Origin of the sequence: Pseudomonas putida (assembly GCA_041879295.1) — a bacterium.
GTDB lineage: Bacteria > Pseudomonadota > Gammaproteobacteria > Pseudomonadales > Pseudomonadaceae > Aquipseudomonas > Aquipseudomonas putida_Y.
This window is the reverse complement of the sequence record CP047152.1, coordinates 5,270,201-5,295,700: the sequence shown is the minus strand read 5'-3', so window position 1 is coordinate 5,295,700 and position 25,500 is coordinate 5,270,201. Positions and strand designations below refer to the sequence as shown.

Genomic DNA, 25,500 nt, shown 5'->3' with positions numbered 1-25,500 from the left:
CAGAGGTTGCATGAAACCCTGTGGGAGCGGGCTTGCCCGCGAATGCCACACCGCAAATTCCGCAGGCTGACGACAAACGAACTGTCTCGTGAGCCCCGAATGCCCCACCTGCGTCCCTACAAAGTTGCACTCAACGGTTATGGCCGTATCGGCCGCTGTGTCCTGCGCGCGCTGTTCGAGCGGGGGGCAAAGGCCGGTTTCGAGATCGTCGCGCTGAACGATCTGGCCGATCAGGCCAGCCTGGAATACCTGACACGCTTCGACTCCACCCACGGGCGTTTTCCCGGCGAGGTCAAGGTCGACGGCGACTGTCTGCATATCAATGGCGACTGCGTGAAGGTTATGCGCAGTGCCACCCCCGAAGGCATTGACTGGGCTGCGTTGGGCATCGACCTGGTGCTGGAGTGTTCCGGTGCCTATAACACCCGTGCCGATGGCCAGCGTTTTCTCGACGCCGGTGCGCCAAGGGTGCTGTTCTCGCAGCCCATGGCCAGTGAGGCCGACGTTGACGCCACGGTGGTCTACGGCATCAACCAGGCCTGCCTTACCGGCAGCGAGCGCCTGGTGTCCAACGCTTCGTGCACCACCAATTGCGGTGTGCCGCTGCTGCGTGTGCTGGACCAGGCGTTCGGCATCGAATATGTGCAGATCACCACCATCCACTCGGCGATGAACGACCAGCCGGTGATCGATGCCTATCACCACGAAGACCTGCGCCGCACGCGTTCGGCCTTCCAGTCGGTGATTCCCGTGTCCACTGGCCTGGCGCGTGGCATCGAGCGCCTGCTTCCGGAACTTGCCGGGCGAATCCAGGCCAAAGCGGTACGTGTACCGACCGTCAACGTCTCGTGCCTGGACATCACTCTGCAGACCGCCCGCGACACCACTGCGGCCGAAGTCAACCGAGTGCTGCGCGAGGCCGCGCTGGACGGCCCGCTTAAAGGCTTGCTGGCCTACACCGAGTTGCCGCACGCCAGCTGTGATTTCAACCACGACCCGCATTCTGCGATCGTCGATGCCAGCCAGACTCGTGTTTCCGGCCCCCGCCTGGTAAACCTGCTGGCCTGGTTCGACAACGAATGGGGTTTTGCCAACCGTATGCTCGACGTTGCCGAACACTTTTTGCACGTCGTTCACCCAACCCGCAACAAACAGCCCTGAAGGACTGCATTCATGACCGTGTTGAAGATGACCGACCTCGATCTGCAAGGTAAGCGCGTACTGATCCGCGAAGACCTCAACGTGCCTGTGAAGGACGGTGTGGTAGCCAGCGACGCACGTATCCTGGCAGCGCTGCCGACCATCAAGCTGGCCCTGGAGAAGGGCGCAGCGGTAATGGTCTGCTCACACCTGGGCCGCCCGACCGAAGGCGAATTTTCTGCCGAGAACAGCCTCAAGCCGGTCGCCGATTACCTGAGCAAGGCCCTGGGTCGTGACGTGCCGCTGGTTGCCGACTACCTGGACGGTGTCGCGGTACAGGCCGGTGATCTGGTGCTGTTCGAGAACGTGCGCTTCAACAAGGGCGAGAAAAAGAACGCCGACGAGCTGGCGCAGAAATACGCTGCGCTGTGCGACGTATTCGTCATGGACGCTTTCGGCACCGCACACCGCGCCGAAGGTTCGACCCATGGCGTCGCCAAGTTCGCCAAGGTTGCCGCTGCCGGCCCGCTGCTGGCAGCCGAACTGGATGCCCTGGGCAAGGCCCTGAAGGCCCCGGCCAAGCCAATGGCGGCAATCGTTGCCGGCTCCAAGGTATCCACCAAGCTGGACGTGCTGAACAGCCTGAGCAGTGTTTGCGACCAGTTGATCGTTGGCGGCGGTATTGCCAACACCTTCCTGGCCGCTGCTGGCCACCCGGTCGGCAAGTCGCTGTACGAGCCTGACCTGGTCGACACCGCCAAGGCCATTGCCGCCAAGGTCAGCGTACCGCTGCCAGTCGACGTGGTGGTTGCCAAAGAGTTCGCCGAGAGCGCCGAAGCTACCGTCAAAGCCATTGCCGACGTAGCTGCCGACGACATGATCCTGGATATCGGCCCGCAAACCGCGGCCAACTTCGCCGAGCTGCTGAAGTCGTCGAAAACCATTCTGTGGAACGGTCCGGTGGGCGTATTCGAATTCGATCAGTTCGGCAACGGCACCAAGGTACTGGCCAAGGCCATCGCTGAAAGCGCCGCGTTCTCCATCGCCGGTGGCGGTGACACCCTGGCAGCCATCGACAAATATGGCGTCAGCAAGGAAATCTCCTACATTTCTACCGGTGGTGGCGCCTTCCTCGAGTTCGTCGAGGGCAAGGTCCTGCCAGCTGTCGCAATCCTGGAAGAGCGGGCCAAAGCCTGATGACGTCGGCGCTTGGCAAAGGGAGTGGCCTGGTGGTCAAGCAATTGCCTGTGATGATGCTGGCCGGTCTGCTGAGCGCTTGTGCTGGCAGCCCGGCCTCGGATGCCGACCCGGCGCGATCGCACAAGGGCGGTTGCTACCAGTCCGAATGGCAGGCCGAGACTGTGCCGGTCATCAGCAAGCGCGTGGGCCCGGAAGGCCTGGAAAAGTACGACGAAGACCACCAGCGCAAGGCGCCGGGTTGCCCTTGATCGGGTAATAGGCAACCTGAAGGTTGATTTGTGGTCTTGAAGAAGGGCTGCACAGCAGCCTCAAATCGAGGAAACTGAATGAAAGCGCTTTTGGCCGTGTCGGCCTTGGCGACACTGGCAGGATGCTCACTGCTGCAGCCGGCGCAACCCGCCCCGGCAGACAACTGGACCCGTTGGGTCTGCGACACTCAGGTTGAGGTGCTTTGGCGCTTTGCCGATGCCCAACGCGACCAGGTTGATGTACGCCTTGGCGGCGGTGATCAGGTCTATCGGCTCAAGGCTGAACCGGGTGCTTCGGGTGCGCTTTACAGCGATGGCATGCTGGCCTTCCACACCAAGGGCGAAGAAGGCCTGGTGTACTGGGTGGCAACCAACGATCTGATTGGGCGGGGTTGCAAGGCACCGTGACTGGCCGGGCCGCGAGGGTGGCCCACACTACTTGAACAGCAACCGCCCCTGCGGCAGGCTTGCACGAAACAAACGACGCTTGTCGGGAGAGAGATACACAATGGCACTCATTAGCATGCGCCAGATGCTGGACCACGCCGCCGAGTTCGGCTACGGCGTTCCAGCTTTCAACGTCAACAACCTCGAGCAGATGCGCGCCATCATGGAAGCGGCCGACAAGACCGACTCTCCGGTGATCGTCCAGGCCTCGGCCGGTGCCCGCAAATACGCCGGTGCCCCGTTTCTGCGCCACCTGATCCTGGCTGCCATCGAAGAGTTCCCGCACATTCCGGTGTGCATGCACCAGGACCACGGTACCAGCCCTGACGTCTGCCAGCGCTCGATCCAGCTGGGCTTCAGCTCGGTGATGATGGACGGCTCGCTGGGTGAAGACGGCAAGACCCCGACCGACTACGAATACAACGTCCGCGTTACCCAGCAGACCGTTGCCATGGCTCACGCCTGCGGCGTTTCGGTTGAAGGCGAGCTGGGCTGCCTGGGTTCGCTGGAAACCGGCATGGCCGGTGAAGAGGACGGGATCGGCGCCGAAGGCGTGCTGGATCACAGCCAGATGCTGACCGACCCGGAAGAAGCCGCCGACTTCGTCAAGAAGACCCAGGTCGACGCCCTGGCGATCGCCATCGGTACCAGCCACGGTGCCTACAAGTTCACCAAGCCACCAACCGGTGACGTGCTGGCCATCGATCGCATCAAGGAAATCCACAAGCGCATTCCCAACACCCACCTGGTGATGCACGGTTCGTCCTCGGTACCGCAAGAGTGGCTGGCGATCATCAACCAGTACGGCGGCGACATCAAAGAAACCTACGGTGTACCGGTCGAAGAAATCGTTGAAGGCATCAAGCATGGTGTGCGCAAGGTCAACATCGATACCGACCTGCGTCTGGCGTCTACCGGTGCCATGCGCCGTCTGATGGCGCAGAACCCGAGCGAGTTCGACCCGCGCAAGTTCTTCGGTGAAACCATCAAGGCCATGCGCGACGTGTGCATCGCCCGTTACGAAGCTTTCGGCACCGCTGGCAATGCCTCGAAGATCAAGCCGGTCTCTCTGGAAGGTATGTACCAGCGCTATCTGAAAGGTGAGCTGGCCGCCAAGGTCAACTGATCGACAGGTAACACTGAAAAACCCGCAGCGATGCGGGTTTTTTATGGGCGATGAAAGCCTGCACGTAATGTCGGCGGATCGACCGTTAGTCGGCTAACGTACAGTTTAGCCACTGATAGCGTTCTGATTGCATTGCGTGTTGCAGCCTCAGGTCTAGAGTACTAATGGATCCAACCGTATTTTGAAGTCGGTCACATAACAGAGAAGCAGCATGGATGGCGCTTACCTTCAACAACAGCCACTGGATGGCAGCTCAGTTCTTCTGGTAGTAGACGACTACCCCGAGAACCTCATCAGCATGCGGGCCTTGTTGGCCCGGCAGGATTGGCAAGTATTGACGGCTAGCTCTGGGATTGAAGCCTTGAGCGCGTTGCTTGAGTACGAAGTCGACCTGGTGTTGATGGATGTACAGATGCCGGAAATGGACGGCTTTGAAGTCGCCCGGCTGATGCGCGGCAATCAGCGTACCCGACTGACTCCGATCATTTTCCTCACCGCCAACGAACAGTCCGAAGCGGCCGTGCTCAAAGGCTATGCCAGCGGCGCCGTGGACTACATGTTCAAACCGTTCGACCCGCAAATTCTCAAGCCCAAGGTCCAGGCTTTGCTCGACCAGCAGCGCAACCGGCGCATGCTGCAGCAACTGAGTCGCGAGCTGGAGGCGGCCAGGGCATTCAATGCGTCCATCCTGGAAAATGCCGCCGAAGGCATTCTGGTGGTTGATGCCCATGGCATCATCAGTTTTGCCAATCCGGCCATTTCCCGTTTGCTGGCGGCACCGGTGCAACAACTGCAGGGCACCCAGTTGCTCGACGTTGTGCAGTTGGGCAGTGCCAGCCTGTGGCGCGATTCGGACTTCTACAAGGCCTACCAAGGGCGACGGATCTTCCGCGTACACGATGCCCAACTGCGTATCCATGGGGGGGAAGCTGTGCCAGTGGCGCTGTCCTGTGCGCCGTTGCCGGCCGACCAGCAGGCCATGGTGGTGACCGTGCTGGATATGTCGGTGGTGCATGACTTGCACCAGCAACTGGAATATCAGGCCATTACTGACCCGCTCACCGGCCTGCTCAACCGCCGTGGTTTCTACCAGGCTGCTGAAGGTGCTCTGTTGCGCAACGAGCGCTCGGGCAAGGCGCAGGCGCTGATGTACATGGACCTGGATGGCTTCAAGCGCATCAACGACTCGCTCGGCCACGACGCTGGCGACCGGGTGTTACGCTGGGTGGCCGAGCAGCTCAAGGACTGCCTGGGCAGCGAGGCCTTGCTGGCGCGCATGGGCGGCGACGAGTTCACTGCACTGTTCGACAGCTTGCCCTACCCGGAGCAGGCCGGGCGTTATGCCGAACGGTTGCTCGAGCGTGTTTCCATCAGCCATGAGGTAGACGGGCTCGATGTGTGCCTTGGGGTCAGCATCGGTATTGCCACCTACCCTGACTGCGGCGCCAATGTCGAAGGCCTGCTGCGTTCGGCCGATACAGCGATGTACGCAGCCAAGCAGGCTGGGCGTCAGCAATACCGCTTCTACGACCAGGAACTCAATGGACGGGCGCGCTCGCGGCTGATGCTCGAGGACAGCGTGCGTATGGCCATCGAGCAGCAGGACTTTACCTTGGTGTACCAGCCACAGGTAGCTTTCCACGATGGTCGCCTGCGTGGTTTCGAGGCCTTGCTGCGCTGGCAGCACCCCAGCGTTGGCGATGTACCGCCGGGGCTGTTCATCCCATTGCTGGAAGAAGCGCGCCTGATCAACCGCCTGGCCAGCTGGATCTACCGCCAGGGGGCCGCACAGCGGCAGGCCTGGTATGACCGGTTTCCGGCGGACCTTGTGCTCGGCATCAGCCTGAGCCGCGCGCAGTTCGTCATGCCTGGGTTGGTCGAAGAGCTGCAACGGGTCATCCAGCTTTACCAGCTTGTCCCGACGCAGTTGGAAGTGGAAGTGGCGGAAACCTCGCTTATGTATAACATCGATGCGGCCGTCAAGCAGATACACCGCTTGCGTGACCTGGGCGTGAGGGTGGCTCTGGATGACTTCGGTGCGGGGGACTGTTCGTTGCGCATGCTGCGCGATCTGCCTATCGATACCCTCAAACTCGACCGTCATCTGGTGGCACGGCTGCCCGATTCGGCGGTAGATGCTGCTTTGGTTCGCAGCGTGATCGGCCTGTGTGCCGACTACCGTATCACGGTGATCGCCGAGGGCGTGGAGACCCCGGCACAGGCAGCCTGGCTCAAGGCCAATGGCTGCGAATACGTTCAGGGCTTCCTGGTGGCTTATCCGATGACTGCAGCTGACGCTAGCGGCTTCCCGGCAATTTTCTCCTGGCCAGGGCCGTGATTGGCTAGAATCGGCATTCGTTACGCCGAATACAGCGCCATGACCGTATTACGTTACTTGCAAGCCTATCCCCCGCACCTGCAGGCGCAGGTGCGGCAGATGATCGACAGCGACCGCCTGGGTGAATACCTGCAGCGCCGTTACCCTGACCGCCATGACGTGCAAAGCGACAAGGCGCTGTATGGCTATGCCCAGGATCTACGCCAACAGTACCTGCGAAGTGCGCCAAACCTGGACAAGGTGCTGTTCGACAGCCGCCTCGACCTGACGCATCGGGCCCTGGGCTTGAACACGGCGGTATCGCGGGTGCAGGGCGGCAAGCTCAAGGCGAAGAAGGAAATCCGCATTGCCTCGCTGTTCAAGGAGGCCGCGCCACAGTTCTTGCGCATGATCGTGGTGCACGAGTTGGCGCATCTGCGCGAGCGAGATCACAACAAGGCGTTCTACCAGCTCTGCCAGCACATGGAGCCGGACTATCACCAACTGGAATTCGACCTGCGCGTCTACCTGACCTACCGGGAGCTGCCGGGCAACCTCTAAGGAACATGCAGCATGGAAGTAAGCAAGACCAAGAGCAGCTTCTACCGCCGCCTGTACGTGGCCTGGCTGATCGACAGCCAGACCGCGACCAGCGTGCCCGCCCTGATGGAGGCCACCGGCATGCCCCGTCGCACAGCCCAGGACACTATCGCCGCGCTGGCCGACCTGGACATCGTCTGCGAGTTCGAACAGCAGGAAGGCGCACGCAACCACGCCGGGCATTACCGCATTCATGACTGGGGGGCGATCGACAAGCAGTGGATCATCCAACACTTGCGGCAGATCCGCGAAGTGCTGGGCTACCCCTGATTTGAAAAGCTGGCGCGGTCCGTGGGGGCGGCCTCAACCCTTTCGCATTCCGATAGTCGCGATGCCGTCCACCAGAGACTCCCCGCTCACCACCGCAAACCCATGGCGGGCATAAAAATCCTGCAAATGCGCCTGAGCCGACAGATACACCGGCACTCCCGGCCAACAGTGCTCCGCCGCCTCCAGCCCTTTGAGCAGCAAGCTTTCCTCGAGCTTCAAACCTCGCGCTTGCGGTGATGTCACCACGCGTCCGATCACCACATCCCCTCCTTGTGATTGCGGATCCAGTAGGCGCAGGTAGGCCACCAGCTTGTCTTCCTGCCAGGCCATAAGGTGCAAGGTATCGCCGGTCAGGTCCTGACCATCGACTTCCTGATAGGCGTGGCGCTGCTCCACCACGAATACCTCAGTGCGTAATTGCAAAATGGCATAGAGCTGCTCCTTGCCGAGGGCGGTGTGGTGCTTGCAGAGCCAGTCGATTGACATTGGCACGAACTCCTTGGATGGGGCTGGATCATCGCATGCTGCATGTGCTTCGGCCAAAATAGAGGCTAAATGACACTATTGGCCGCTGCCCTCGGTAACAGCTTTGTGTAATCTCACTGCCAGTGTTGCCCTCCATATGCGAAAGGACGTGAGCATGCGGCCACTGCTTTGTGTTCTGGGATTGCTGGCAACGATGCTGGCAACACCCGCCCTGGGTCGCGACAAGCTACGGCTGGTGGCTGACAACTGGCCACCGTTCACCGATGCCAAGATGCCGGGCGGCGGCCTTGCGACCTCCATCGTTACTACGGCGCTAGCCCGTGCCGGCTACGCCAGCGGCTATGAAGAGGTGCCGTGGGCGCGTGCGTTGCTGGGGGTAGGTGAAGGGCGCTACGACGTGCTGATCAATGCCTGGTACAACGATGCGCGCGCCAATATCGGGCAGTTCTCCAACGCCTACCTCAGTAATCGAATTCGGCTGCTGCAACGCAAGGGCGAGACGTTTAGCTACAAGCAGCAGTCTGACCTTTATCCCTACAGCATTGCTGTAGTGCGCGATTACGCCTATTCACCGGAATTCGACGGGGATCCCCGTCTGCACAAGGTGCCGGTGCGCAACTTTTCTTCTGCGGTACGCATGTTGGCGGCGGGGCGGGTAAGCCTGGCGGTGGAAGACGAGTACGTGGCCCGCTACAACCTGCAACGTGAGCCGCAGGAAGTACGTGATGGAGTGATGCTGGTGGAGCCGCCGCTAGGGGAGAACACCCTGCATATTCTGGTCAGCCTGAAGCACCCGGAGCATAGGCGGATCGTACAGCGCTTTGAGCAGGCGATTGCGGCGATGAAGGCGGATGGCAGCTATGCCCGGCTGCTGCGTCAGTATGGTTTTTGAGCGCAGCGGCCAGCACAGGCAATAAAACTATCAGGCCGGGGCACCTTCTTTGATCAGGTGTGCCGCCAGGGTCCGCAATGGCCCTAGCTGGCGGCATATCAATGCCAACTGCGTCTGCACCAACCGCTGATGCTCATCCAGATCTTCCGGCATCTGCTCCAGGGCATTGGCCAGCGCCTCTTCGGTATCACTGTGAATCGCCACCGGCAGCCGTGCAGCCAAGCCGTTGGCAATCTCGTCCAGGCTGTTGGCCAGGCTTTGCCCGGCGCCTTCGATCAACTGCTCCTGTACCTCCGCCGGCAACGCCGTGTCGCGGTGCGCGCCTAACCCCGAGAGGTAGCTGAGCAGGGTGTGCGACAGCACCAGGAAGCGAAAGCCAACGTCGGCTTCCTTACGGAAATGCCCCGGCTCCATCAGCATGTTGGCCAAGGTGGTGGACAGCGCCGCGTCAGCGTTGTGGGCATTGCGCCGGGCCAGGCGATAGGCCAGGTCGTCGCGCTTGCCGTGGGCATACTGCTGCATGATCTGGCGCAGGTAGACGCTGGCGCAGGCCAGGGTATTGGCCAGCGCCTTGTTCAGCCGTCGGCCCTGCCAGTCAGGCAGGAACAGGAATACCGCGAGGATGGCAATCAGGCTGCCCACCAGAGTATCGAACAGGCGTGGCAGGAACAGGCCGTAGCCATCGCCGATCTGGTTGAAGCAGAACAGCACCATCAGGGTGATCGCGGCAGTGGCCAGGGTGTAGCGGGTCGTGCGGTTGACGAAGAACACCACCCCGGCAACCACGGCGAACAACGACTGGATGACCGGGTTAGGGAACAGATCGAACAAGGCCCAGCCCACTGTCAGGCCAACGGCAGTGCCGAAGATTCGCTGCACCAGCTTGCGCCGGGTGGCCCCGTAGTTGGGCTGGCACACGAACAGCGTGGTGAGGATGATCCAGTAGCCCTGGGTCGGGTGAATCAGGTGCACCATGCCATAGCCGATCGACAGCGCCAGCGGCAGGCGCAAGGCATGCCGGAACAACAGCGAGGTCGGTGTGAGCTGGGTCCGCAGGCGCGTCCATACGTCCTTCAGCGAGCGTGGCGAGCGGTCGAGCAGGCTGCTGTCGCTGGCATCGGCCAGGCTGTCCGGGTTGCTGGCGGCACTGAGCAGGCGGTCCAGCGTTGCCAGGTTGGCAGCCAGCGCCCGCAGCGAGCGCAGCAGGCTGCGCCAGGCCGGGTTGCTCTGAATGCGCAGGTGTTCGAGCGAAGCGTTGAGGTCCTCGAGGGCTTCAGGATAACCGCTGGCCAGCACGAACGGTTGGCGCAGGCGGATCGAGCGGGCCAGCTCCTGGCACGATGAGCCTTGCTTACGCAGCAGGCGCTGGCAGCGGAACATGACGTCACTGTGGAAAAACGCCTCGGTCAGAGCGTTGTAGGGGTAGTGCGAGGCACTGACACGCTCGTGGATGTCCTGGGCCAGGAAGTACAGCTTGAGGTAGCGGCTTACCTTCGAGTTTGGTTGGCTGTTGCCCACCCGGTGCAGGATGATTTCCTTGGCGGCGTTCAGCGCTGCCACCACCTTGCCGTTCTGCTGGGCCAGTTCCAGGCGCCGGGCCTCGACGTCGAGCGTGCGGACCGGTTCGAACAGGCTGGCCTTGAGCTTGAGGTAGCTGCCCAGCTCGAAGAACAGTTTGGCCAGGCTCTGTTGTACCGGCTGGTTGGAAAACAGCGCCTGCCACAGCACCGACAACAGCCCGTACCAGGCCGCACCTGCCACCAGCAGCAGCGGTTCGTGCCAGAAGTCGGTGACCTGGCCGCCGCGCTGGTCCACGCCGATCATGGTGTAGACCGCAGTGATCAAGGTGGCCGAAGCGATGGCGCCGTAGCGCTCGCCCAGCGCTCCGAGCATGGTCAGGCCAAAGGCGGCCAGGGCCAGGGCAATGACGAAGATCCAGGGGTAAGGGAACAGCAACTCGACCGCCAGTGCAGCGATGGCGAAACAAACCAGGGTAACGGCCAGGGCGCTGAGGCGGCCCTGCCAGCTGTCGTCGGTTTCGGCCAGGGCGCTGGCGATGATGCCGAGGAACAGTGGAATCAGCAGGGCCATCTCGTTCTGGTACCAGCACAGGGCCAGACTGCCGGTGAGGGCAATGGTGACCCGGATGCTGTAGCTGAACTTGTCTTGGCCCCACAGGCGACGCAGTGACTGACGGAACGAGCTCGATGACATGATGGCCTGCCAGGCGGTGATCAGAAGAATACCTTTCAGGGCCGGTTATTGGGGCCGCTTCGCGCCCCTTCGCGGGCACGCCCGCTCCCACACGTTCTACAAAGAACCCTGTGGGAGCGGGCGTGCCCGCGAAGGGGCGCGAAGCGGCCCCAATAACGGCTCCAAACACGGGCCAGCAAGAAGCGTTCCGTGCTGCTGAAAGGATTCTACCCTACACGAACTGCGCTGCGGCGTTCGCTGATGCCCAGGCCCACTGGAAGTTGAAACCGCCCAGGTGGCCGGTGACATCCAGCACTTCACCGATGAAGTACAAACCGGGGCTTTTCAGCGATTCCATGGTCTTGGACGACACCTCGCGGGTATCCACGCCGCCCAGGGTCACTTCGGCGGTGCGGTAGCCTTCGGTGCCGGCCGGCACAACTTGCCAGTTCGCCAGCTTTTCGGCGATTTGTGCCAGTTCTGCCGGGGTGTACTGCTTCATCGGTCTGGACTCGAACCACTGCTCGGCCAGCAGGTTGGCCAGCTTGCGAGTGAAGACCTCGCCCAGCACGGTCTTCAGTTCGGCGTTGGCGCGCTCGGCCTGCATCTGTTGCAGCCAGGTCAGCGCATCGCGGTCGGGCAACAGGTTGATCTCGACCGTGTCACCGGCTTCCCAGAATGACGAGATCTGCAAGATCGCCGGACCGCTCAGGCCGCGGTGCGTGAACAGCAGGTTTTCGCGGAAACTGGTGCCGTTGCAACTGGCGGTGCAGTCCAGCGAGGTGCCAGACAATTCGGTGCACATCGCCTTGAGTTGGGGCTCGGTGATGGTGAATGGCACCAGCCCGGCGCGGGTTGGCAGCAGGGTGTGGCCGAACTGGCGGGCCACCTGGTAGCCGAAACCGGTGGCGCCCAGGGTCGGGATCGACAGGCCGCCGGTGGCGATGACCAGCGACTGGCAGGCGAACTGGCCGCTGCTGGTCTGCAACAGATAGCCGCTTTCGGTCTTCTCGATCTGTTCGATGCTGGTGTGCATGCGGATCTCGGCGCCGGCCTCGTCACACTCGGCCAGCAGCATGTCGAGGATGTCGCTGGCCTTGTTGTCGCAGAACAGTTGCCCGAGTTTCTTCTCGTGGTAGGCCACGCCGTGCTTGCAGACCAGTTCGATGAAGTCCCATTGGGTGTAGCGAGCCAGCGCCGACTTGCAGAAGTGTGCGTTGTGCGAAAGGAAGTTGGCCGGCTCGGTGTACATGTTGGTGAAGTTGCAGCGCCCGCCGCCGGACATGAGGATCTTCTTGCCTGGCTTGTTGGCGTGGTCGAGCAGCAGCACCCGGCGGCCGCGACGGGCACTGTGCTGGGCGCACATCAGGCCGGCGGCGCCGGCGCCAAGGATGATCACGTCGGTGGAGTGCACTGTATGAACCTTCAGAGTTGAAATGCTGAACCCTGTGGGAGCGGGTTCACCCGCGAATGCGATGGTGCATTCACTGCCGCATTCGTGGGTAAAACCGCTTCTACAGGGGATTTGCCTGGCATTTAGATAATGCGGACTTTCAGGGCGCGGCCCTTGATCTTGCCGCTGTTCAGCCGCTGCATGGCCTGCTTGGCCAGCGCCCGCTCCACGGCCACAAACGCCTGAAAGTCGAAGATGGCAATCTTGCCCACCTGCTTGCCCGGGATGCCGGCATCACCGGTCAAGGCACCCAGGATGTCGCCAGGGCGCAGCTTGTCCTTGCGGCCAGCGGCAATGCACAGCGTGGTCATCACTGGCAGCAGGGGCTCGCCGCCCTTGTTTTTCAGGCTGTCCAGCTGGTCCCAGCGCAGCGGGCTCTTCTGCAGCGCTTCGATGGCCTGGGCGCGGTGGCCTTCGGCCGGTGCCACCAGGCTGACCGCAATGCCTTTCTCGCCGGCGCGGCCGGTGCGGCCCACGCGGTGCACGTGGATTTCCGCATCACGTGCCAGTTCCACGTTGATGACCATGTCCAGGCCATCGATGTCCAGACCGCGGGCGGCCACGTCGGTAGCCACCAGCACCGAGCTGCTGCGGTTGGCGAACATGGTCAGCACCTGGTCACGGTCGCGCTGCTCCAGGTCGCCGTGCAGGGCCTGTGCGACGATGCCCTTGGCGGTCAGGTGGGCAACCACGTCCTCGCATTGCTGCTTGGTGAAGCAGAACGCTACGCACGACTGCGGGCGGTAGTGGCCGAGCACGCGGGTGACTGCTTCCAGACGTTGTTGCGGGTCAATCTCGATGAAACGCTGCTCGATCTGGTTGTCGGCGTGCAGGCTCTCGACCTTGACCTGCTGCGGGTTGCGCATGAAGTCGGCGGCCAGTTGCTTGATGCCGGCCGGGTAGGTGGCAGAGAACAGCAGGGTCTGACGGCGCGACGGGGTCTTGCCGATGATGCTGGCGATGGCGTCGAAGAAGCCCATGTCGAGCATGCGGTCGGCTTCGTCCAGTACCAGGGTGTTCAACCCGTCCAGTACAAGGGTGCCTTTGTCCAGGTGCTGCTGGATGCGCCCTGGAGTGCCGACGATGATGTGTGCGCCGTGCTCCAGCGACGCGATCTGTGGGCCAAGCGAAACACCGCCGCACAGGGTCAGGATCTTGATGTTGTCCTCGGCGCGGGCCAGGCGGCGCAGCTCCTTGGCCACCTGGTCGGCGAGCTCGCGGGTAGGGCAGAGCACCAACGCCTGGCAGCCGAAGTAGCGCGGGTTGATCGGGTTGAGCAGGCCGATGCCGAAGGCGGCGGTCTTGCCGCTACCGGTCTTGGCCTGGGCGATCAGGTCCTGGCCTTTGAGGATGACAGGCAGGCTCTGGGCCTGGATAGGCGTCATCGAGGCATAGCCGAGGGCGTCCAGGTTGGCCAGCATGGCAGTGGACAGCGGCAAGGTAGCAAAGGCGGTGGATTCGGTGGTCACGAGGCGGGCCTGCGTTGCGAAGCGAAAAATGCCGCACAGTCTACCAGCCTCGTGGCCATTCGCCCTACGACTCCATGTGTTGTTCCGGACGACGGGCACGCCTTCCGTCCGTCGGCGCCAGTTGCAGGAAAATCGCCGCCGCCAGCATGGCCATTACACCGATGGTGACGAAGGTCAGCTGGAACGCGCCCAGGGTGGTTTCCACGCCCTCGGCGCTGCCTGCCGCAGTAAAACCGCCCAACAGTGCGCCGGCGCAAGCCACGCCCAGGCTCAGCGACAGTTGCGCGACCACCGACAGCAGGCTGTTACCGCTGCTGGCGCTGGCATCGTCGAGATCGATGAGCGTCACTGTGTTCATCGCCGTGAACTGCATGGAGTTCACGGCACCCAGAAGGCCAAGTTGCACCAACAGCAGCCAATAGGGCGTCTGCTCGTCCACCAGGCCCAGGCTTGCCAGCAGGATGCCCAGCAGCAAGGTATTACCGGTCAGAATGATGCGATATCCGAACCGTTCGATCAGCGGTCGGGCAATGGACTTGGCCAGCATGGCCGCCACCGCCAGCGGGATCATGCTCATGCCTGCCTGGGCGGGCGAGTAGCCCAGCGCGACCTGCAGCAGCAACGGCACCAGGAAGGGCAGAGCGCCGCTGCCCAAGCGGGCGAACAGGTTGCCGAGGATGCCGATGGCGAAGGTGCGCACGCGGAACAGGCTGGGCGAGAACAGCGGCTCCGGGTCGCGCCCGGCTCGCAGCCAGTACGCGGCCAGGCAGGCCATGCCGGCGAACAGCAGCAACATTACCCGCAAGTGCGGCAGGTGCAGCTCGCCCAGGCCTTCCATTGCAATGGTGATCAGTACCATCGCTGCGCCAAACAGCAGGAAACCAGGGCCGTCGAAGGTGGTGCGCTCGGCGCCGCGCAAGTCCGGGATGAACTTCCACACGGCAATGCAGCCAAGCAGGCCGACTGGCAGGTTGAGCAGAAAGATCCAGTGCCAGCTGAGGATTTCCACCAGCCAGCCACCGACCGTTGGACCCAGCAATGGCCCGAGCAGGCCGGGGATGGTGATGAAGCTCATGATCCGCACCAGCTCGCTGCGGGGGTAGGCGCGCAGCACCACCAGCCGCCCGACCGGCAGCATCAGTGCACCGCCCAGGCCCTGCACTACGCGGGCGAAGATCAGGAAACCAAGGCTGTTGGCTACGGCGCACAGCAGCGAACCAAAGCTGAAAAGCAAGATGGCACTGAAGAAGATGCGCTTGGTGCCGAAACGGTCGGCGATCCAGCCGGAGGCAGGGATCAGCAGGGCCACGGTGAGCATGTAGGCAATGATCACACCCTGCATGCGCAATGGGTCTTCGGCCAACGAGCGGGCCATGGCTGGCAGCGCAGTGTTGAGGATGGTGCCGTCCAGGGACTGCATGAAAAAAGCGATGGCCACCACCCAAGGGATCCAGCGGGCGGTGACGGGGTCCAGCGGGGTGCGTTCGGGCATGACTTCCTCGTTTGTCAGTGCCAGCCTCTTCGCGGGTACCCGCTTCTGCAAGGGTTTGGCGCCCCCTGTAGGAGCGGGCTTGCCCGCGATAGGGCCATCAATGCCTATTACAATGTCAGGGTCAGGCCTTTGACCAGCGCCCCGGGCAAATGACTCGACCCAGTACTGCGCTGCCCATAAGTACTTGTGGACAGGATCATCTCGCGCTCCTGGGTCAGGTCCTCAAGCTGGCTGCCCAGCAAGCTGTACAGGCTGTCATCGAAGCGCATGGTACTCACCGGCCCCTGGATCTGCCCGTCTTCTACCCAGAAGGTGGCGAAGCGGGTCAGCCCGGTCATGCGCGCCGCTGGCAGGTCCGAGTAGTTCAGGTACCACAGGTTGCTGATGTACAGGCCGGTGCCCAGCCGCTCAAGGATCTGCGCACTGGCCAGATTGCCCGGCGCCAGGCTGAGCGCACAGGGCGACTCATAGCCGTCGGCGCCATTGGCCTGCAGTTCGAACTCGGCCGCACTGCGCGCACTGATCAACCGCTGCCGGGCTTCGCCTTGCTGGATCAGCGGCACATCCAGGCGCGGCGCACCTTCATCGGAAAATGCCGGGCTAAGTGAGCCACTTACCTGCTCGGTAAAACTCACCAGCGGGCTAAGCCGTGCATCGCCGTTGTACAGGCGCTGCAGAGCGCTGTTGCCAGTGGCCAGGGCTTGCGCGGAAAAGCCGCCCCAGCACAGCATGCCGGCGACTTCGTCCATGGCCGCAGGTGCAAGGTAGGCGCGGTAGGTGCCGGGCTTGAGGGTAACTGCCGGGCGACCGAGGAAACCCAACTGCTCTCGTGCTTGGCGCAGGCGCGCGGTGAAGTCGTCGGCACTCCAGGCCTGGCCGGCATAGTTGGCCTTCACCGCCTGGCCATTAGCGTGGAACAGGCTCCAGTCGACGTTGAAACTGTTGGCCTGGTGCCAGCCGAAGGCGCCGAACGAGCTGGCGAAACCCCGGCAGACCGGGCCGGCGGCATGGATGCCGACCAGGTCCAGGTCGCCTGCTTCACGCTCGAGCAGATCCAGTACTTCGCTCAGTGCGGGCAGGGGGTGTTCCTGCAGGCTATGGCTGTGCCAGGCATTTTCGTCCAGGCGCAGATAAGGGTCGAGGGCCAGCAGCGGCAAGGTCTGACGCAACTGCTCGAGCGCAACATTCAGGCGCTGGCGATCCAGTTGTGCGTCGCCACTCAAGGTTACCTGCTGTTCCGCCTGGCGCCCATCGCGCACCAGCCGCAGCTGCGCGCTGGCCTGGCTGACTTCGCCGGCCTGGCGCACCTTGGCATGGTTGAAACGCACGAACTGCGATTGCTCGGCACTGTAACCGAGGGTGAACTGCTCGCCCGCCTGAAGGGCGGCGTGCACATCCCCGACCAGGTTTTCGAAAGCGTACTTCATCAGGCGTCTCCTCCGAATACATCGATCTGGCGGAACACACAGGCCGGCGAGGCGTGGCCGACCCGCACCACCTGATTGGGTTCGCCCTTGCCACAGTTGGGCGTGCCCAGCACCTGGAAGGTACTGTGGTCGCCAACCGCTGACAGGTTTCGCCAGAACTGCGCGGAGATGCCGCGGTAGTTGGGGTTCTTGACGATACCCTTGAGCTCGCCATTTTCAATCAACTGGCCCCATTCGCAGCCGAACTGGAACTTGTTGCGCGCATCGTCGATGGACCAGGAACGGTTGGTACGCATCAGGATGCCGTGCTCGATGCCCTGGATCAGTTGCGGCAGGCTTTGCTCACCAGGCTCGATGTTGAGGTTGGCCATGCGGTCGATCGGCGCGCGGTTCCAGCCGCAGGCACGGCTGTTGGCCACGCCGTCCAGGCCAGAGCGGAACTGAGACAGCGCGCCACCCAGCGGGCGCAGCAGCAGGCCGTCGCGTATCAGGAATGCTTTGCTGGCCGGGGTGCCGTCGTCGTCATGACTGTAGCTGGCCAGCTCTTCGCCAATGGTCGGGTCGAAGGTCACGTTCAGCAGGCTGGAGCCGTACTGCAGGTGGCCGAAGTCGCTGGCTTTGACGAAGCTGGTGCCGGCGTAGTTGCGCTCGTCGCCGAGAATGCGGTCCATCTCCAGCGGGTGGCCGATGGATTCGTGAATCTGCAGCATCATCTGGTCCGGCATCAACAGCAGGTCACGCGGGCCGCTGGGGGTGTTCGGTGCCAGCAACAGTTGCAGCGCTTCGTCGGCCACCCGGCTGGCCGCGCCGACCAGGCCACAGCGCTCGATGATCTCGAAACCACCCTGTTGGCCGAAGTTGTCGCGGCCCAGGCTGCGGCTCTGGCTGTCCTGGCCATCGCTGGCAGTTACGCCAAGGCCCGGGAACAGGAAGCGCTGGGCGTGGCGCAGCTCGGCGCCGGCCGAGTTGAGGTAGGTTTGCTCGACCAGGCTCAGCCCCAGGCTGGCCTGCCAGTCCACAAGGCGGCTGTCCCTGGGCACGCTGGCCGATTCATCGGCGAGCAGGCCAAGGCAGTCGGCGAGGCTGGGTACGGGTTGGTCGAAGTTGGGCGAGACATGGTCGTGGCGTGCGCTGGTCACCGCTTGTTCGCGCAGGTCCAGCAGGCTGTGCCGGGCGATCTGCCGCGCCAGCGCCTCGGCTTGCTCAAGGGCGCGCTGCAGGCCAGCCTGGGACAGGTCGGCGGTGGCAGCGTAGGCCTCCACGCCATTGACCCGCACGGTGAGCATGGCGCCCTCATCCTGGCTGAAGAAGGGTGGTTCGGCGACGTTGCGGCGAACTGAAAGCGCCTGGTGCGACTGTTTTACATGGCGCAGGGAAAACAACTCGGCCGTACTGCGCAGCGCGGCAAAGCGCTGGCGCAGCAGGGCGCTGGAATCGAACATGCGGATGCCTCCGTGTACACGGTGGCTCCCCCTAGAACCACCCGTCTTGCATGGCGAGGCAGGTATCGTCGTGTGCCTCGAGCAATGCCAGCTCATTATGGCAGCCCGGTACTTCCCAGGTCAGGAAATAACGTGCGGCTTGCAGCTTGCCGAGGTAGAAGTCGCGATCAGCAGCGCTTGCCTTGAGCAGGCCAAGCTCGGCGTGAACCGCCTGCTCAAGCCAGCGCCAGCCGATCACGCAGTGGCCGAAGGCCTTGAGGTACAAGGCAGAGTTGGCCAAGGCACCAGCGACTTTGCCTTGGGCCAGATCGCCGAGCAGGGCCAGGGTTACGCCTTGCAGGCGGTTGACCAACTGCTCCAGCGGCTGGCGCAGCAGGTCCAGGTTGGGGTGATGGCTGGCGCGCTCGCCGGTGGTGGCGATCAGGCGGATCAGTTGCTTGAGGCCGGCACCATTGTTCTGCGCCAGCTTGCGGCCGAGCAAATCGAGCGACTGAATACCTTCGGTACCTTCGTGGATCGGATTCAGGCGGTTGTCGCGGTAGTACTGCTCGACCGGGTATTCGCGGGTGTAGCCGTGGCCGCCGAGAACCTGGATCGCCAGTTCATTGGCCTTGAGGCAGAACGTCGAAGGCCAGGATTTGACGATCGGGGTCAGCAGGTCGAGCAGCGCCTGCGCTTGGTTGCGCGACGTTTCGTCGTCGGCGGTCTGGGTATCGTCGAACAGGCGCGCTGCGTACAGGCCCAGGTCGAAGGCGCCTTCTACATAAGCCTTTTGTGCCAGCAGCATTCGTTTCACATCGGTGTGCGCAATGATCGGTACTGCCGGGCTGAGCGGGTCTTTGCTGTCCGGCAGCCGGCCTTGCGGTCGCTGGCGGGCGTACTCCAGCGAATACAGGTAGCCGGCGTAACCGAGCATGACCGCCCCCATGCCAACGCCGATACGTGCTTCGTTCATCATCTGGAACATGCAGGCCAGGCCTTGGTGCGGCTGGCCGACCAGGTACCCGACGCACTGGCCATTGTCGCCGAAGTTCAGGGCTGTGGAGGTGGTGCCGCGCCAGCCCATTTTGTGGAACAGCCCGGCCAGCAGCACATCGTTGCGCGGGCCACGGCTGCCGTCCGGGTTTACGTGGTACTTGGGCACGATGAACAGCGAGATGCCCTTAACCCCGGGCGGGGCGTCCGGAAGCTTGGCCAGCACCATGTGCACGATGTTTTCCGACAGTTCGTGGTCGCCGCCGGAAATGAAGATCTTGTTGCCTTTGAGTCGGTAGCTGCCGTCGTCTGCTGGTTCAGCACGGGTGCGGATGTCGGCCAGCGAAGAGCCGGCGTGGGGTTCGGTCAGCGCCATGGTGCCGAAGTAGCGGCCCTCGATCATCGGTTGCAGGAACAGGCGCTTCTGTTCATCGGAGCCGAAGCTCTCGATCAGGTTGGCCGCGCCCATGGTCAGGAATGGGTAGGCTGTGGTGCCCGCGTTGGCGGCCTGGAAGTGGGCGAAGCAGGCTTGCGAGACCAGGCTGGGCAGCTGCATGCCACCAACCTCGAAGTCCCGGTTGGCGTTGAGGAAGCCGGCTTCGAGGAAGGCGTCGACGGCGGGTTTTACTTCGGGAATCAGTTCGGCGCGGCCATCCACATAGCGTGGTTCGTTTTCGTCGGCCTTGCGGTTGTGCGGGGCGAAATACTTCTCGGCGACGGTACGCGCGGTGGTCAGTGCCGCATCGAAGGTTTCACGGCTGTGTTCGGCGAAGCGCGGGCGTTGGGTCAGGGCTTCGGCGTCGAGGACTTCGTAGAGCTCGAAGGCGAGGTTGCGGGGGCTGAGCAAGGTCTCGGGCATGGTGGCGGTCCTGAGGCGGGATGCTGCGAGTGTAGGGGCCTGGTGCGGGAGGGGACAGGTTAATAGGTGTGAGTGATATTGTTTTAGAAAGGGCGAGCGCCATGGCTTTAAGGGGATGGCGTTAGAGGTGCGTCGTCTGGGAGACCGAGCGCCGCCCGCGCGGCGCATCGCGAGCTGCGCTCGCTCCTACGTTTGTTTCGGGCCGGTTATTTCTGGGGGGATTGGGCGCGGGCGCTTTGGGGCATGTCGCGATATTGCGCCGAACAAACAAAACGGTCGCGCGCGCCTGTCACGGGCGTTACTGGCCCGAAACAGACGTAGGAGCGAGCGCAGCTCGCGATGCGCCGCGCGGGCGGCGCTCGATTTCAGCAACGGCATAACATCCACGGCAAACATGCCCGGCCATTGCGCAACCTCATGCCATGCGGTGTGGCGTGCCATGCGCCATGGCTTTAAGGGCATGGCGTTAGAGGTGCGTCGTCTGGGAGACCGAGCGCCGCCCGCGCGGCGCATCGCGAGCTGCGCTCGCTCCTACGTTTGTTTCGGGCCAGTTATTTCTGGGGGATTTGCGCGCGGGCGCTTTGGGGCATGTCGCGATATTGCGCCGAACAAACAAAACGGTCGCGCGCGCCTGTCACGGGCGTACTGGCCCGAAATAGACGTAGGAGCGAGCGCAGCTCGCGATGCGCCGCGCGGGCGGCGCTCGATTTCAGCAACGGCATAACATCCACGGCAAACATGCCCGGCCATCGCGCAACCTCATGCCATGCGGCGTGGCGTGCCATGCGGTGTGGCTTTGAGGGTATGGCGGCAGAGGTGCGTCGTCTGGGAGACCGAGCGCCGCCCGCGCGGCGCATCGCGAGCTGCGCTCGCTCCTACGTTTGTTTCGGGCCAGTTATTTCTGGGGGATTTGCGCGCGGGCGCTTTGGGGCATGTCGCGATATTGCGCCGAACAAACAAAACGGTCGCGCGCGTCTGTCACGGGCGTTACTGGCCCGAAACAAACGTAGGAGCGAGCACAGCTCGCGATGCGCCGCGCGGGCGGCGCTCGATTTCAGCAACGGCATAACATCCACGGCAAACATGCCCGGCCATTGCGCAACCTCATGCCGTGCGGCGTGGCGTGCCATGCGGTGTGGCTTTGAGGGTATGGCGGCAGAGGTGCGTCGTCTTGGAGACCGAGCGCCGCCCGCGCGGCGCATCGCGAGCTGCGCTCGCTCCTACGTTTGTTTCGGGCCAATTATTTCTGGGGGATTTGCGCGCGGGCGCTTTGGGGCATGTCGCGATATTGCGCCGAACAAACAAAACGGTCGCGCGCGCCTGTCACGGGCGTTACTGGCCCGAAACAGACGTAGGAGCGAGCGCAGCTCGCGATGCGCCGCGCGGGCGGCGCTCGGTCTTGCAGGCGCAGAAAGTGTTGTGGCGAGCCCCTGGCAGCCAAACCCAATCTCAAGACAAACGCCCATAAAAAAGGAGAGCCGAAGCTCCCCTTTTTCAGCAACCCTCAGCTTCAGCCAATGGTCATCAGGCTGGCGTTACCACCCGCCGCCGCAGTGTTCACGCTCACCGCCCGCTCGATCACCAAACGCTCCAGCGCAATCTGGTGATCACCGCTGGACAGCCCGTGCACCCCAACGATCGCCCCGGCACGTTTGGCCACCTGCTGGCATACGCCGCGCAACTGGTCCGAGTCGCCATGGTGGATCACGGCGTCGAACGCCACTTCATCCTTGTTCCAGTCCGCGACCAGCTTCACCTTGGCCTGCAGCTCACGCGGCAGGCGGGCGCGCAGGGCTTTGCCCGGTTCACCGTCAACCCATACCGCCGAGCTGCCAACGGCCAGTACTGCGGCCAGCTGCGCCAGCAGGTCGGTTTCGTTGTCGGCCAGGCACAGCACGTGCTCACGCGGCAAGATGGTGTAGCTGTTGCGCTCGCCGGTCGGGCCGGGCAGCAGGCGGGCGATGCCGCTCTGCGACTGGCTGGCGAACTGGCTGCACAGCGCGACCAGGTCGGCCAGCTGGTTGCTCTCGGCCCAAGCCTTCAGGCCGTGCAGTGGCTTGACCAGCTGTTCGTGCAGGGTGCGGTCCGGCTTGCCTTCGCCGTCCTGCTGCTGGAAGTGGTGGCCAATGGCGTCGGCCGGACGGGTCGACAGCAGGCGGTACAGGTACAGCGGGCCGCCGGCTTTCGGGCCGGTGCCAGACAGGCCTTCACCACCGAACGGCTGCACGCCCACCACGGCACCCACAATGTTGCGGTTGACGTACATGTTGCCGGCATTGGCGGTTTCCACCACTTTGGCAATGGTCTCGTCGATGCGGGTGTGCACGCCCAGGGTCAGGCCGTAGCCGGAGTTGTTGATCTGCTCGATCAATTGGTCCAGGTTGCGGCGGTTGTAGCGCACCACGTGCAGTACGGGACCGAAGATTTCACGCTTCAGTTCGTCGAAGCTTTCCAGTTCGATCAGGGTCGGCATGACGAAGGTGCCACGCTTGATCTCGGCAGCATCGGCAATGGCCACTTGGTAGACCGAGCGGCCTTTCTCGCGCATGCCCTGAATGTGCTTCTCGATGCCGGCCTTGGCTTCGGCGTCGATCACCGGGCCGATGTCCACAGCCAGGCGGTCCGGGCAGCCCAGGCGGCTTTCAGCCATGGCGCCCTTGAGCATTTCGATTACGCGGTCGGCGGAGTCTTCCTGCAGGCACAGCACACGCAGGGCCGAGCAACGCTGGCCGGCACTGTCGAAGGCCGAGGACACCACGTCGATCACGACCTGTTCGGTCAGTGCCGAGGAGTCGACGATCATCGCGTTCTGGCCGCCGGTTTCGGCGATCAGCGGGATCGGGCGGCCCTGGTTGTCCAGGCGGCCAGCGACGTTGCGCTGGAGCAGGCGGGCCACTTCGGTGGAACCGGTGAACATCACGCCTTTGACGCGTTCGTCTCCTACCAGGCCGGCACCGACGGTTTCACCGCGGCCTGGCAGCAGTTGCAGCACGCCTTCGGGGATGCCAGCTTCCAACATCAGGCGCACGGCCTGGGCGGCGATCAGCGGGGTTTGCTCGGCAGGCTTGGCCAGTACCGGGTTGCCGGCAGCCAGGGCTGCGGCCACCTGCCCGGTGAAGATCGCCAGCGGGAAGTTCCAGGGGCTGATGCACACCACCGGGCCCAGCGGGCGGTGGGCGTCGTTGCTGAAGTCGTTACGTGCCTGCACCGCGTAGTAGCGCAGGAAGTCCACGGCTTCACGCACTTCGGCGATGGCGTTGGCAAAGGTCTTGCCGGCCTCGCGGATGAGCAGGCCCATCAGCGGCTGGATTTCGGCCTCCATCAGGTCGGCGGTGCGTTCCAGAATGGCAGCACGCTCGGCTGGCGGGGTGGCCTGCCAGATCGGCGCGGCGTTCAGTGCGCACTGGATGGCGTGGTCCACGTCGGCAACGGTGGCTTCTTGCACGTGGCCAACCACGTCGCGGTGGTCCGCCGGGTTCAGTACCGGTGCCGCAGCGCTCTCGCTGGCGGCGCAGGCCAGCAGCGGGGCAGCCTTCCAGTCGTTGTGAGCGGTGGCCAGCATGGCGCAGGACAGCGATGCCAGACGGTGTTCGTTGGCCATGTCGATGCCGGCCGAGTTGGCCCGTTCAGTGCCATACAGATCGCGTGGCAGCGGGATACGCGGGTGCGGCAGACCGATACTGCCTTCCTGGGTACCCATGCGCTCGATGCTGGCCACCGGGTCGGCGACCAGTTCCTGGATGGAAATCGAGTGGTCGGCGATGCGGTTGACGAACGAGGTGTTGGCGCCGTTTTCCAGCAGGCGGCGCACCAGGTAGGCCAGCAGCGTTTCATGGGTGCCGACCGGCGCGTACACGCGGCACGGGCGGTTCAGCTTGCCATCGGCAATCTTGCCAACCACTTGCTCGTACAGCGGTTCGCCCATGCCGTGCAGGCACTGGAACTCGTACTGGCCCGGGTAATAGTTCTGCCCGGCAATGTGGTAGATGGCCGACAGGGTGTGGGCGTTGTGGGTGGCGAACTGCGGGTAGATGGCTTCTGGCACGGCCAGCAGCTTGCGGGCGCAGGCCACGTAGGACACGTCGGTGTACACCTTGCGGGTATAGACCGGGTAGCCTTCCAGGCCTTCGACCTGAGCACGCTTGATCTCGCTGTCCCAGTAGGCGCCTTTTACCAGGCGGATCATCAGGCGGTGGCGGCTGCGCTTGGCCAGATCGATGACGTAGTCGATCACGTACGGGCAGCGCTTCTGGTAGGCCTGGATAACGAAACCGATGCCGTTCCAGCCAGCCAGGGATGGCTCGAAGCACAGGCGCTCGAGCAGATCGAGCGAAAGCTCCAGGCGGTCGGCTTCTTCGGCGTCGATGTTCAGGCCGATGTCGTACTGCTTGGCCAGCAGCGTCAGCGACAGCAGGCGCGGGTACAGCTCTTCCATCACGCGCTCGTACTGGGCACGGCTGTAGCGCGGGTGCAGTGCCGACAGCTTGATCGAGATGCCTGGGCCTTCGTAGATGCCGCGGCCATGCGAGGCCTTGCCGATCGAGTGGATGGCCTGCTCGTAGGACGCCAGGTATTTCTGCGCGTCGTGCTCGGTCAGTGCTGCTTCGCCGAGCATGTCGTAGGAGTAGCGGAAGCCTTTGGACTCGAAGCGGCTGGCGTTGGCCAGTGCTTCGGCAATGGTCTCGCCGGTGACGAACTGCTCACCCATCAGGCGCATGGCCATGTCGACGCCCTTGCGGATCATCGGCTCGCCGCTCTTGCCGATAATGCGAGTGAGCGAGGAGGTGAGGCCGGTTTCGTTGTGGGTGCTGACCAGCTTGCCGGTCAGCAGCAGCCCCCAGGTGGCGGCGTTGACGAACAGCGACGGGCTGTTGCCCAGGTGTGGCTGCCAGTTGCCGGTACTGATCTTGTCGCGGATCAGCGCATCGCGGGTGCCTTTGTCGGGGATACGCAGCAGGGCTTCGGCCAGGCACATCAGCGCCACGCCTTCCTGAGACGACAGCGAGAACTCCTGCAGCAGGCCCTGGACGACACCGGCACGGCCGCCGGCGCTTTTCTGATTGCGCAGTTTTTCAGCAATGCTTGCGGCCAGCTTGTTGGTGGCTTCGGCCAGCGGCGCGCTCAGGCGCGCCTGCTCCAGCAGCATTGGCACCACTTCCTGCTCGGGGCGGCGGTAGGCAGCGGTGATTGCCGAGCGCAGTACCGACTGCGGCAAGATGCTCTCGGCAAATTCGAGGAAGCACTGGTGGCTGTGGTCGGCCTGGATTTCACCGGCATCGTCGGCCGGGTTGCTGGCATGACCGTTGAGTTCGGTCAGGGTTGCGCCACCCTCGAGCTTCTCCAGGTAATTGAAGATCGCTTGCTTGATCAACCAGTGAGGTGTGCGGTCAATGGACTGCGCAGCTGCTTTGAGTCGCTCACGGGTCGGGTCGTCGAGTTTGACCCCAAGGGTGGTAGTCGCCAT

19 protein-coding genes are annotated in these 25,500 nt (G+C 63.3%); 9 read left to right on the top strand and 10 right to left on the bottom strand.

The window, feature by feature from the left end:
- Positions 1-99: 99 nt before the first annotated feature.
- From epd to GST84_24115, 8 genes are all read left to right on the top strand, one after another.
- The gene (gene epd, locus GST84_24150) at positions 100-1,161 is read left to right on the top strand and encodes an erythrose-4-phosphate dehydrogenase (GenBank protein XGB15266.1); all 1,062 of its coding nucleotides are present in this window, start codon (positions 100-102) and stop codon (positions 1,159-1,161) included.
- 12 nt (positions 1,162-1,173) lie between these two features.
- Entirely contained in the window at positions 1,174-2,337 is a 1,164-nt protein-coding gene (gene pgk, locus GST84_24145) for a phosphoglycerate kinase (GenBank protein XGB15265.1), read from the top strand.
- On the top strand, positions 2,337-2,588 hold the full coding sequence (locus GST84_24140; GenBank protein XGB15264.1) for a hypothetical protein: 252 nt from the start codon (positions 2,337-2,339) through the stop codon (positions 2,586-2,588). The genes pgk and GST84_24140 overlap by 1 nt, the downstream gene beginning before the upstream one ends.
- A 78-nt stretch (positions 2,589-2,666) precedes the next feature.
- Positions 2,667-2,996, top strand: a complete 330-nt coding sequence (locus GST84_24135) for a hypothetical protein (GenBank protein ID XGB15263.1) — start codon at positions 2,667-2,669, stop codon at positions 2,994-2,996.
- 100 nt (positions 2,997-3,096) lie between these two features.
- Positions 3,097-4,161: a fructose-bisphosphate aldolase class II gene (fba, locus tag GST84_24130; GenBank protein ID XGB15262.1), complete on the top strand. Its 1,065-nt coding sequence runs from the start codon at positions 3,097-3,099 to the stop codon at positions 4,159-4,161.
- Positions 4,162-4,372: 211 nt separating this feature from the next.
- On the top strand, positions 4,373-6,499 hold the full coding sequence (locus tag GST84_24125) for an EAL domain-containing protein (protein ID XGB15261.1): 2,127 nt from the start codon (positions 4,373-4,375) through the stop codon (positions 6,497-6,499).
- Positions 6,500-6,538: 39 nt separating this feature from the next.
- The gene (locus GST84_24120) at positions 6,539-7,039 is read left to right on the top strand and encodes a DUF45 domain-containing protein (protein XGB15260.1); all 501 of its coding nucleotides are present in this window, start codon (positions 6,539-6,541) and stop codon (positions 7,037-7,039) included.
- Between the two features lie 12 nt (positions 7,040-7,051).
- On the top strand, positions 7,052-7,348 hold the full coding sequence (locus tag GST84_24115; GenBank protein ID XGB15259.1) for a helix-turn-helix domain-containing protein: 297 nt from the start codon (positions 7,052-7,054) through the stop codon (positions 7,346-7,348).
- Between the two features lie 33 nt (positions 7,349-7,381).
- Here the strand turns inward: GST84_24115 and GST84_24110 are convergent, their stop codons facing one another.
- On the bottom strand, positions 7,382-7,834 hold the full coding sequence (locus tag GST84_24110) for a GNAT family N-acetyltransferase (GenBank protein ID XGB15258.1): 453 nt from the start codon (positions 7,832-7,834) through the stop codon (positions 7,382-7,384).
- Positions 7,835-7,988: 154 nt separating this feature from the next.
- Here GST84_24110 and GST84_24105 point away from each other — a divergent pair, with 154 nt between their 5' ends.
- Complete coding sequence (locus GST84_24105) at positions 7,989-8,726, top strand: transporter substrate-binding domain-containing protein (GenBank protein XGB15257.1); 738 nt, start codon at positions 7,989-7,991, stop codon at positions 8,724-8,726.
- Positions 8,727-8,756: 30 nt separating this feature from the next.
- Here GST84_24105 and yccS read toward each other — a convergent pair whose 3' ends face one another.
- The 9 genes from yccS to putA all read right to left on the bottom strand — a co-directional run bounded on the left by yccS (position 8,757) and on the right by putA (position 25,500).
- Entirely contained in the window at positions 8,757-10,940 is a 2,184-nt protein-coding gene (gene yccS / locus GST84_24100; protein XGB15256.1) for a TIGR01666 family membrane protein, read from the bottom strand.
- A gap of 211 nt (positions 10,941-11,151) precedes the next feature.
- Positions 11,152-12,333: an aminoacetone oxidase family FAD-binding enzyme gene (locus tag GST84_24095; GenBank protein ID XGB15255.1), complete on the bottom strand. Its 1,182-nt coding sequence runs from the start codon at positions 12,331-12,333 to the stop codon at positions 11,152-11,154.
- 122 nt (positions 12,334-12,455) lie between these two features.
- Positions 12,456-13,841, bottom strand: a complete 1,386-nt coding sequence (dbpA, locus tag GST84_24090) for an ATP-dependent RNA helicase DbpA (protein XGB15254.1) — start codon at positions 13,839-13,841, stop codon at positions 12,456-12,458.
- A 64-nt stretch (positions 13,842-13,905) separates the two neighbouring features.
- On the bottom strand, positions 13,906-15,333 hold the full coding sequence (locus GST84_24085) for a DHA2 family efflux MFS transporter permease subunit (GenBank protein XGB15253.1): 1,428 nt from the start codon (positions 15,331-15,333) through the stop codon (positions 13,906-13,908).
- 107 nt (positions 15,334-15,440) lie between these two features.
- Positions 15,441-16,760, bottom strand: a complete 1,320-nt coding sequence (locus GST84_24080; GenBank protein ID XGB15252.1) for a TldD/PmbA family protein — start codon at positions 16,758-16,760, stop codon at positions 15,441-15,443.
- Positions 16,760-18,202, bottom strand: coding sequence for a TldD/PmbA family protein (locus tag GST84_24075; GenBank protein XGB15251.1), 1,443 nt, complete (start codon positions 18,200-18,202; stop codon positions 16,760-16,762). The genes GST84_24080 and GST84_24075 overlap by 1 nt, the downstream gene beginning before the upstream one ends.
- Before the next feature lie 31 nt (positions 18,203-18,233).
- Entirely contained in the window at positions 18,234-20,036 is a 1,803-nt protein-coding gene (locus tag GST84_24070; protein ID XGB15250.1) for an acyl-CoA dehydrogenase, read from the bottom strand.
- 551 nt (positions 20,037-20,587) lie between these two features.
- Positions 20,588-20,821 carry a hypothetical protein gene (locus GST84_24065; protein ID XGB15249.1) on the bottom strand — a complete coding sequence of 78 codons (234 nt, stop codon included), beginning with the start codon at positions 20,819-20,821 and terminating at the stop codon, positions 20,588-20,590.
- 725 nt (positions 20,822-21,546) lie between these two features.
- The gene (putA, locus tag GST84_24060; GenBank protein ID XGB15248.1) at positions 21,547-25,500 is read right to left on the bottom strand and encodes a trifunctional transcriptional regulator/proline dehydrogenase/L-glutamate gamma-semialdehyde dehydrogenase; all 3,954 of its coding nucleotides are present in this window, start codon (positions 25,498-25,500) and stop codon (positions 21,547-21,549) included.

Bases quoted from the DNA above. Each gene is read 5' to 3' on its own strand.
- epd (XGB15266.1), top strand. From the start codon at position 100: ATGCCCCACCTGCGTCCCTACAAAGTTGCACTCAACGGTTATGGCCGT.
- pgk (XGB15265.1), top strand. From the start codon at position 1,174: ATGACCGTGTTGAAGATGACCGACCTCGATCTGCAAGGTAAGCGCGTA.
- GST84_24140 (XGB15264.1), top strand. From the start codon at position 2,337: ATGACGTCGGCGCTTGGCAAAGGGAGTGGCCTGGTGGTCAAGCAATTG.
- GST84_24135 (XGB15263.1), top strand. From the start codon at position 2,667: ATGAAAGCGCTTTTGGCCGTGTCGGCCTTGGCGACACTGGCAGGATGC.
- fba (XGB15262.1), top strand. From the start codon at position 3,097: ATGGCACTCATTAGCATGCGCCAGATGCTGGACCACGCCGCCGAGTTC.
- GST84_24125 (XGB15261.1), top strand. From the start codon at position 4,373: ATGGATGGCGCTTACCTTCAACAACAGCCACTGGATGGCAGCTCAGTT.
- GST84_24120 (XGB15260.1), top strand. From the start codon at position 6,539: ATGACCGTATTACGTTACTTGCAAGCCTATCCCCCGCACCTGCAGGCG.
- GST84_24115 (XGB15259.1), top strand. From the start codon at position 7,052: ATGGAAGTAAGCAAGACCAAGAGCAGCTTCTACCGCCGCCTGTACGTG.
- GST84_24110 (XGB15258.1), bottom strand. From the start codon at position 7,834: ATGTCAATCGACTGGCTCTGCAAGCACCACACCGCCCTCGGCAAGGAG.
- GST84_24105 (XGB15257.1), top strand. From the start codon at position 7,989: ATGCGGCCACTGCTTTGTGTTCTGGGATTGCTGGCAACGATGCTGGCA.
- yccS (XGB15256.1), bottom strand. From the start codon at position 10,940: ATGTCATCGAGCTCGTTCCGTCAGTCACTGCGTCGCCTGTGGGGCCAA.
- GST84_24085 (XGB15253.1), bottom strand. From the start codon at position 15,333: ATGCCCGAACGCACCCCGCTGGACCCCGTCACCGCCCGCTGGATCCCT.
- GST84_24080 (XGB15252.1), bottom strand. From the start codon at position 16,760: ATGAAGTACGCTTTCGAAAACCTGGTCGGGGATGTGCACGCCGCCCTT.
- GST84_24075 (XGB15251.1), bottom strand. From the start codon at position 18,202: ATGTTCGATTCCAGCGCCCTGCTGCGCCAGCGCTTTGCCGCGCTGCGC.
- GST84_24070 (XGB15250.1), bottom strand. From the start codon at position 20,036: ATGCCCGAGACCTTGCTCAGCCCCCGCAACCTCGCCTTCGAGCTCTAC.
- GST84_24065 (XGB15249.1), bottom strand. From the start codon at position 20,821: ATGGCACGCCACGCCGCATGGCATGAGGTTGCGCGATGGCCGGGCATG.
- putA (XGB15248.1), bottom strand. From the start codon at position 25,500: ATGGCGACTACCACCCTTGGGGTCAAACTCGACGACCCGACCCGTGAG.